This is a genomic window from Stenotrophomonas sp. AGC87 (assembly GCF_057333975.1).
This window is the reverse complement of record NZ_JBHFHW010000034.1, coordinates 4,973-11,658: the sequence shown is the minus strand read 5'-3', so window position 1 is coordinate 11,658 and position 6,686 is coordinate 4,973. Positions and strand designations below refer to the sequence as shown.

Genomic DNA, 6,686 nt, shown 5'->3' with positions numbered 1-6,686 from the left:
CCCCCCCCCCCCCCCCCCCCCCCCCCCCACTCCCAGCCCACCTAACGGCCGGCTTCCAAGCTTCCAAGCTCTCAAGCTGGCGAACCATCACCCCTCAACAGCAACCTTCGCAGGCAACGGATCCACGTGCCCGCACGCATCGCACGTGCGCAACGCCAATGACGAGTGATAGCGATCGAACACCTTCGGCAGATCCGTCTCGATGTTCTCCAGCGCAAAAAACTCCTCGTACAACTTGTGATTGCACCGCTCGCAGAACCACATCAACCCATCGCGCTCATGCGCCAACCGCTTGCGCTCCACCACCAGACCCACACCGCCCGGCGGGCGGCGCGGCGAATGTGGCACGCCGCCCGGCAACAGGAAAATTTCGCCCGCGCGGATCGGAATGTCGCGCACCGCGCCATCCTCCTGCACCTTCAGCGTCATCTCCCCTTCCAGCTGATAGAACCACTCCGGCCCCTCGTCGTAATGGAAATCCGTGCGGCTGTTCGGGCCGCCGACCACCATCACGATGAAATCGCCGTTCTCGATCATCTTGTTGCCGACCGGCGGCTTCAGCAGATGCCGGTTTTCTTCGATCCAGCCGAGCAGATTGATGGGAGAGGCAAGCATGGGCGCTGTCCGTAAAAGGAAGAATCAGTCGCGCCGACCGTGGCGCGGCACGTAGGACAACGCCTTTTCGTAGGCCGGCTGCAGGTCTTCCGGTGCGCCCACGTCAATGCCCATCTCGCGCACCCGGCCGTCCTTCAGGCTGTATACCCAGCCGTGCACCATCAGCTTCTGGCCGCGTGCCCAAGCGTCCTGCACGATCGTCGAGCGGCAGGCGTTGACCACCTGCTCGATCACGTTCAACTCGCACAGGCGCGCATGCTTCAGCGCCGGATCCTCGATCGCCTCCATGATCGCCGAATGTTTCTGCGCCACATCGCCGACATGGCGCAGCCAGTTGTCGGCCAGGCCCACGCGCGTGTTGTTCAAGCTGGCGTGCACGCCGCCGCAGCCGTAATGGCCCACGATCAGGATGTGCTTCACTTTCAGCTGATCCACGGCGTACTGGATCACGCTCAGGCAGTTCAGATCGGTATGCACCACCACGTTGGCCACGTTGCGGTGCACGAACACCTCACCCGGCGCCATGCCGATGATCTGGTTGGCCGGCACGCGCGAATCGGAACAGCCGATCCACAGGTATTCCGGGTGCTGCTGCTTGGCCAGCTGGTGGAAGAACTCCGGGTCTTCTTTCTCGATCCGGTCCGCCCATTCGCGGTTGTTCTGCAGCAGCTTGTGGATGTCTTTCATCGTGCGGGGGTCCCTGACGTCGGGTGGGGGCAAGGCGCGGCCAGGGTGGCCGCGTCGTCGCAGGAGTGGGGAAGGTCAGTCGGCGGCAATGCCGCCCTCGCGGCGCCAGCGCATCCACTGCGCCAGCTCGCGTGATGCCGGGGCGTCCAGTGCAGACAGCGCGTCGATCACGCTGGTCTGGTTGGCCTCGGGGTGGTTCTGGCTGAGCTTGAGTTTGATCTGCACCTGCGCCGGGCGGAAGCGGAAACCGACGATGCCGGCGAGCATGCGCTGTTGGCGCGGCTCGATCGGCAGCAGGTCCCAGTCACCACCGACCTGTGCTTCATAGTGCGCGCTCAGGCCGTCCAGCATGGCGATCAATGTGTTCGGATCGGTGGTCGGTTCCAGCACCCCGCGCAGTTCCGCAGCGGCGTAGTTCCAGGTCGGGACGCGTGCCTGTGCTTCCTTGTGTTCACCCCGTCCCTGGGGCTCACCCTGCGGGCCAGCCTTCGGCTGTCCAACGCCGTTCCTGACGGCGTTGTCCGGGTACCACCCCGGCGATACGTAGGCGTGTGGGCCGTGCACCAGCATCAATGCAGGGCCGGCGTGGCCCGCCTGCGGGTTGGGCTTGGCCCAGTGGCCTTCGATCAGGATGCCGTCGGCATCGCGCCGGTACAGCACCGGCATCCGTGTGGCCTGCGGCAGGCCGTCGGCCCCGGTCGTGACCAAGGTGATGAACGCATCGCGCGCCAGCAGCCGGTCCAGCCAGATCAGGTCGGTCTCGACGAAGGCGGACGGGATGAACATCGTCGGTTACGCGCGGGCGCCCAGGCTCTGGATCATGCGGCCGTGCAATGCGTCATCGCTGTCGGCCTGTGGCGGCTGCACTTCATGCAGCGAGAAGCCGCGCACCAGGGCGTCTTCTTCATCCAGACCGTCGTAGGCGACGAACTCGGCGTCGAACAGCTGCGAGCGCGCGGTGTCTTCGCTGTCATAGCTCAGCGTGTTGCCGTCGCTGTCCAGTACCTCGGCGGTGCCGGCCGGGCGTACGCGCAGGCGGGCCCAGATCAGGGTGTTGCCGAGGCTGGCCAGGAACCACTCGTCGTGGTGGGAAGTGTCGTCGTTCATGTGATTACCATCGAAAGCAGCCAGAGCAAGGCAGCCATGCCCAGTCCAGCAAGAAGCGTAAGCAGGGAAAGCCAGGCCGGCGCGGCCAGGCCGGTCAGCGAGCGGTCGGTGCTCTGGCGATAGTCACGGCCGAGCAGCCAGCGCAGCGCATCCGGGCGCAGAAATGCGCCCGTGCCGAAACGATCCGCCAGCGCCGGGTGGCGGTCGCGGATGTGGACCAGGGTCAGCGGCCAGAAGATCACGAAGGCACTGAACCCGGCGATCGCCACGCCGACGAAACACAGCGCGAAGAACAGGGTCATGGTTCAGTGCCTCCGTAGGTCGATCAGAATTCGGCGCTGCCCGGTGCGCGCGGGTAGGGGATCGCGTCGCGGATGTTGCTCAGCCCACAGACGTAGACCACCAGGCGCTCGAAGCCCAGGCCGAAACCGGCGTGCGGCACCGAACCGTAGCGGCGGAAATCGCGGTACCAGCCGTAGTGCGCCGGATCCAGGCCGAACTGCGCCATGCGTGCATCCAACACATCCAGGCGCTCTTCGCGCTGGCTGCCGCCGATGATCTCGCCGATGCCCGGGGCCAGCACGTCCATCGCCGCGACGGTCTTGCCGTCGTCGTTCAGGCGCATGTAGAACGCCTTGATGTGCTCGGGGTAGTTGGTCACCACCACCGGGCGGCCGATGTGTTCTTCGGTCAGCCAGCGCTCGTGCTCGGTCTGCAGGTCCAGGCCCCATTCGACCGGGAAGTCGAACTTCTTGCCCGAGTTCTGCAGCAGCTTCACCGCTTCGGTGTAATCGATCTGCTCGAACGGGGCGTTGATGAAGCCTTCCAGCTTGGTGATCGCGTTCTTGTCCACGCGCTCGGCCAGGAAGGCCAGGTCATCGCCGCGCTCATCGAGCACCGCGCGGAACAGGTACTTCAGGAACTGCTCGGCCAGGCGCGCGTCTTCGGCCAGATCGGCGAAGGCGATTTCCGGCTCGATCATCCAGAACTCCGCCAGATGGCGGGTGGTGTTGGAGTTCTCGGCGCGGAAGGTCGGGCCGAAGGTGTAGACCTTGCTCAGCGCCAGGCAGTAGGCCTCGACGTTCAGCTGGCCGGACACGGTCAGGAAGGTCTCCTTGCCGAAGAAATCGCGGCTGAAATCCACCTCGCCCTTTTCGTTGCGCGGCAGGTTGGCCATGTCCAGGGTCGAGACCCGGAACATCTGGCCGGCACCTTCGGCATCGGAGGTGGTCACGATCGGGGTGCTGATCCAGTTGAAGCCGTTCTGGTGGAAGAAGCGGTGCACGGCCTGGGCCAGGCAGTTGCGGATGCGGGTGACCGCACCGAACAGGTTCGTGCGCGGGCGCAGGTGCGCCACTTCGCGCAGGAACTCCGGGCTCATCGGCTTGGGCTGGATCGGGTAGGTCAGCGGGTCTTCGACCAGACCGACGATCTCGATGTCGCTGGCCTGGATCTCGAAGGACTGGCCCTTGCCCTGGGATTTGACCAGGGTGCCGCGGGCGATCACCGAGCAGCCCGGGGTCAGGCTCTTGATGTCGTCGAAATTGGCCAGGGTGTCATTGGCCACCACCTGGATGGGGGCGAAGCAGGAGCCATCGGTGACATTGACGAAGGCAAGCGCCGCAGAGCCGCGCACCGTGCGGACCCATCCGCGTACTGTTGCCTCGCCGCCTTCCGGGATCTTCCCGGCAAGCGCATGTTCAACGCTGACCACCGTCATGACTTGAATCCTCTGTTGATCGACTCGATCTCTGAACACGGAGTTTAACGGGTGCGGTGTTCGGCTTGCGAGGCATTTCTCGCGTCCCCCGGGGCTGCGCGCCGTGTGAACCGCAGCTGCGGCCGCCGAGGCCGGGCCGCGCCATACCCTCTATAATGATCACGATCCGCTGGAGTTGCCCGTCATGGCCGTAAGCCTTACCCCTGTTGCCTTTGCCCGTGTGCGCAAGTTCGTCGAGCAGACCCCTGGTGCGCTGGGCCTGCGTTTCGGCGTGACCCGCACCGGTTGTTCCGGCTGGGGGCACATCACCGATCTGGCCCGCGATGAGCGCGAAGGCGACACCGTTTTCGAGCAGGATGGGGTCCGCATCTATGTGGATGCCACCAGCCTGGAGCTGGTGGACGGCACCGAGATCGACTTCGGCAAGCACGGGCTGAGCGAGACCTTCACGTTCAGGAACCCGAACGCGACCGCCGAATGCGGCTGCGGCGAGAGCTTCACGACCGAGGCCGACAAGGCCTGATTGCCCGCGCGCCGGGCCTGTTCAGCCCGCCCGGCTTGCCTGCAACCCCTTCTGCTGCCACAATGCGCGGCTTCCTGCCTGATTCCGGGCAGGACCCTTGCCCCACCGCGTTCACCTGCGGGGGGCTGTCCGGCCCTCAAAGGGCCACATCCGAAAGGTAAAAACACATGAGTCGTCATTACGAAGTCGTGTTCCTGGTCCATCCGGACCAGAGCGAACAGGTCCCGGCCATGATCGAGCGCTACAAGGCGCTGGTCGAGAACGGCAACGGCACCATCCACCGTCTGGAAGATTGGGGCCGTCGTCAGCTGGCTTACCCGATCCAGAACCTGGTGAAGGCCCACTACGTCATGCTCAACATCGAGTGCGACCAGGCCGTGCTGAGCGAGCTGGTGGAAAGCTTCCGCTTCAACGACGCCGTGCTGCGCAACCTCGTCATCAAGCGTGACGAAGCTGACACCGAGCAGTCGCTGATCATGAAGAGCAAGGACGAGAAGGGTGACAAGCCCGAGCGTGGCGAGCGTCGTCGTCGTGATGACGAAGAAGGTGAAACCACCCCCGCCGCCGCTGACACCGATGCCGGCGATGACGCCGCTTCGGCCGCTTAAGGAGCACTGACATGTCCAAGTTCTTCCGTCGTCGCAAGTTCTGCAAGTTCACGGCCGAAGGTGTCAAGGAGATCGATTACAAGGATCTCAACACCCTGCGCCAGTACCTCACCGAGAACGGCAAGATCGTGCCGAGCCGCGTGACCGGTACCAAGTCGAAGTACCAGCGCCAGCTGGCAACGGCCGTCAAGCGCGCCCGTTTCCTGGCCCTGATTCCGTACACCGACAACCACGACGTCTGATGAAGGCAGGCGGCCTTCCGGTCGCCGCTTTCGCGGATCCGGCCGCCCGCGCTGTAAAGCGTCGGGCGGTGTTAAGGATTCGCCGTTCGGATATTCGGACAGCCATCCGCTGCGGGGCCTGAGCCTCGCTAACGAATACATATTTGGAGCTACACCATGAAGCTGATTCTTCTTCAGAAGGTCACCAACCTCGGCGGTCTGGGCGATCTGGTCGACGTGAAGCCGGGCTACGGCCGCAACTTCCTCGTCCCGACCGGCAAGGCCGTTCCGGCCACCGCGACCAACGTGGCTGAGTTCGAAGCCAAGCGCGCTGATTACGAAGCCAAGGCCCAGTCGATCCACGCTGACGCCGAAGCCCGCAAGGCGAAGCTGGAAGGCAAGAGCGTCACGATCGCTGCGAACGCTTCGACCGAAGGCAAGCTGTACGGTTCGGTTGGCCCGCGCGATATCGCCGAAGCCTTCACCGCTGCCGGCCTGCCGCTGGAAAAGAGCGAAGTGATCCTGGGCGAAGGCGCGTTCCGCAACGTGGGCGAGTACGAGGTGACTGTTCACCTGCACGCCGACGTGGAAACCACCGTCAAGGTGGTTGTGGAAGCCGAAAAGGCCTGATCCCCGCCGAAAGGCTGGAGTCACTGAAACGGGCGCCCGCGAGGGTGCCCGTTTTTGTTTGTGGCAACGGCAACGGCTTGGCGCCTTGATGACATCGGTGGGAGGGCGCCGGGTAGCCTGGGCCGGGACCCGCCGTAAACCCGTCCATGGGGGCTCGAAATGCGCCATCCATGGCGCATTACGGTCCCGGCCCAGGCCCCCCGGCACCCTCCAGCCAAGTATCCAGTCCGGGCGGTTGGAAGAGCTGGCTCCCGCTGGCTGTGGTGGGCGGTGCCCCAGTCGGCATGTTCCGGATCCAGATCCCCAGGTAGCAACTGTGTTGCTGGAGGAGCTTCAGTCCCCCAGCCACGCATGGCGTGGCTCTCCCGCGCCGTTCCGACGCACAGACGATGGCGGCTCAGCTCGATTTGAGTCATTCCGCTCGGGTCAGGCCAGGCCAGGTCAATCCAAGGCTGCCATGCCTTGGCTTTCAGCCTGCACACCAGCCATGTGTCTACGGGATGGCGTGGGTGGGGTGGCGGGGCCATAAGGCGCCATGGATGGCGCCTTATGAGCCCCCATGGACGGGTTCACGG

10 protein-coding genes are annotated in these 6,686 nt (G+C 64.6%); 4 read left to right on the top strand and 6 right to left on the bottom strand.

Annotated elements, in window-relative coordinates; all coding sequences use genetic code 11:
• Positions 1-87: 87 nt before the first annotated feature.
• From ACE026_RS14175 to asnS, 6 genes are all read right to left on the bottom strand, one after another.
• Positions 88-615 (bottom strand): 3-hydroxyanthranilate 3,4-dioxygenase, encoded by a 528-nt coding sequence (locus ACE026_RS14175; protein WP_486039472.1) that lies wholly within the window; start codon positions 613-615, stop codon positions 88-90.
• Positions 616-639: 24 nt separating this feature from the next.
• Positions 640-1,302 (bottom strand): carbonate dehydratase, encoded by a 663-nt coding sequence (gene can / locus ACE026_RS14170; protein ID WP_346462673.1) that lies wholly within the window; start codon positions 1,300-1,302, stop codon positions 640-642.
• A gap of 75 nt (positions 1,303-1,377) precedes the next feature.
• Positions 1,378-2,088, bottom strand: a complete 711-nt coding sequence (locus tag ACE026_RS14165) for an FMN-binding negative transcriptional regulator (protein ID WP_486039471.1) — start codon at positions 2,086-2,088, stop codon at positions 1,378-1,380.
• Positions 2,089-2,094: 6 nt separating this feature from the next.
• Complete coding sequence (locus ACE026_RS14160) at positions 2,095-2,409, bottom strand: hypothetical protein (protein ID WP_046273331.1); 315 nt, start codon at positions 2,407-2,409, stop codon at positions 2,095-2,097.
• Positions 2,406-2,711 (bottom strand): hypothetical protein, encoded by a 306-nt coding sequence (locus ACE026_RS14155; RefSeq protein ID WP_102787980.1) that lies wholly within the window; start codon positions 2,709-2,711, stop codon positions 2,406-2,408. Before ACE026_RS14155 ends, ACE026_RS14160 begins: the two co-directional genes overlap by 4 nt.
• Before the next feature lie 23 nt (positions 2,712-2,734).
• Complete coding sequence (asnS, locus tag ACE026_RS14150) at positions 2,735-4,129, bottom strand: asparagine--tRNA ligase (RefSeq protein WP_019184350.1); 1,395 nt, start codon at positions 4,127-4,129, stop codon at positions 2,735-2,737.
• Positions 4,130-4,313: 184 nt separating this feature from the next.
• Between asnS and ACE026_RS14145 the strand changes: the two genes are divergently transcribed.
• From ACE026_RS14145 to rplI, 4 genes are all read left to right on the top strand, one after another.
• Positions 4,314-4,652: a HesB/IscA family protein gene (locus tag ACE026_RS14145; protein WP_486039470.1), complete on the top strand. Its 339-nt coding sequence runs from the start codon at positions 4,314-4,316 to the stop codon at positions 4,650-4,652.
• Positions 4,653-4,819: 167 nt separating this feature from the next.
• On the top strand, positions 4,820-5,260 hold the full coding sequence (gene rpsF, locus ACE026_RS14140; protein ID WP_088434172.1) for a 30S ribosomal protein S6: 441 nt from the start codon (positions 4,820-4,822) through the stop codon (positions 5,258-5,260).
• Positions 5,261-5,271: 11 nt separating this feature from the next.
• Complete coding sequence (rpsR, locus tag ACE026_RS14135) at positions 5,272-5,502, top strand: 30S ribosomal protein S18 (RefSeq protein ID WP_002804494.1); 231 nt, start codon at positions 5,272-5,274, stop codon at positions 5,500-5,502.
• Positions 5,503-5,658: 156 nt separating this feature from the next.
• Entirely contained in the window at positions 5,659-6,111 is a 453-nt protein-coding gene (gene rplI, locus ACE026_RS14130; RefSeq protein WP_123729653.1) for a 50S ribosomal protein L9, read from the top strand.
• Positions 6,112-6,686 lie beyond the last annotated feature (575 nt).

Bases quoted from the DNA above. Each gene is read 5' to 3' on its own strand.
- ACE026_RS14165 (WP_486039471.1), bottom strand. From the start codon at position 2,088: ATGTTCATCCCGTCCGCCTTCGTCGAGACCGACCTGATCTGGCTGGAC.
- ACE026_RS14160 (WP_046273331.1), bottom strand. From the start codon at position 2,409: ATGAACGACGACACTTCCCACCACGACGAGTGGTTCCTGGCCAGCCTC.
- rpsR (WP_002804494.1), top strand. From the start codon at position 5,272: ATGTCCAAGTTCTTCCGTCGTCGCAAGTTCTGCAAGTTCACGGCCGAA.
- rplI (WP_123729653.1), top strand. From the start codon at position 5,659: ATGAAGCTGATTCTTCTTCAGAAGGTCACCAACCTCGGCGGTCTGGGC.
- rpsF (WP_088434172.1), top strand. From the start codon at position 4,820: ATGAGTCGTCATTACGAAGTCGTGTTCCTGGTCCATCCGGACCAGAGC.
- ACE026_RS14175 (WP_486039472.1), bottom strand. From the start codon at position 615: ATGCTTGCCTCTCCCATCAATCTGCTCGGCTGGATCGAAGAAAACCGG.
- can (WP_346462673.1), bottom strand. From the start codon at position 1,302: ATGAAAGACATCCACAAGCTGCTGCAGAACAACCGCGAATGGGCGGAC.
- asnS (WP_019184350.1), bottom strand. From the start codon at position 4,129: ATGACGGTGGTCAGCGTTGAACATGCGCTTGCCGGGAAGATCCCGGAA.
- ACE026_RS14155 (WP_102787980.1), bottom strand. From the start codon at position 2,711: ATGACCCTGTTCTTCGCGCTGTGTTTCGTCGGCGTGGCGATCGCCGGG.
- ACE026_RS14145 (WP_486039470.1), top strand. From the start codon at position 4,314: ATGGCCGTAAGCCTTACCCCTGTTGCCTTTGCCCGTGTGCGCAAGTTC.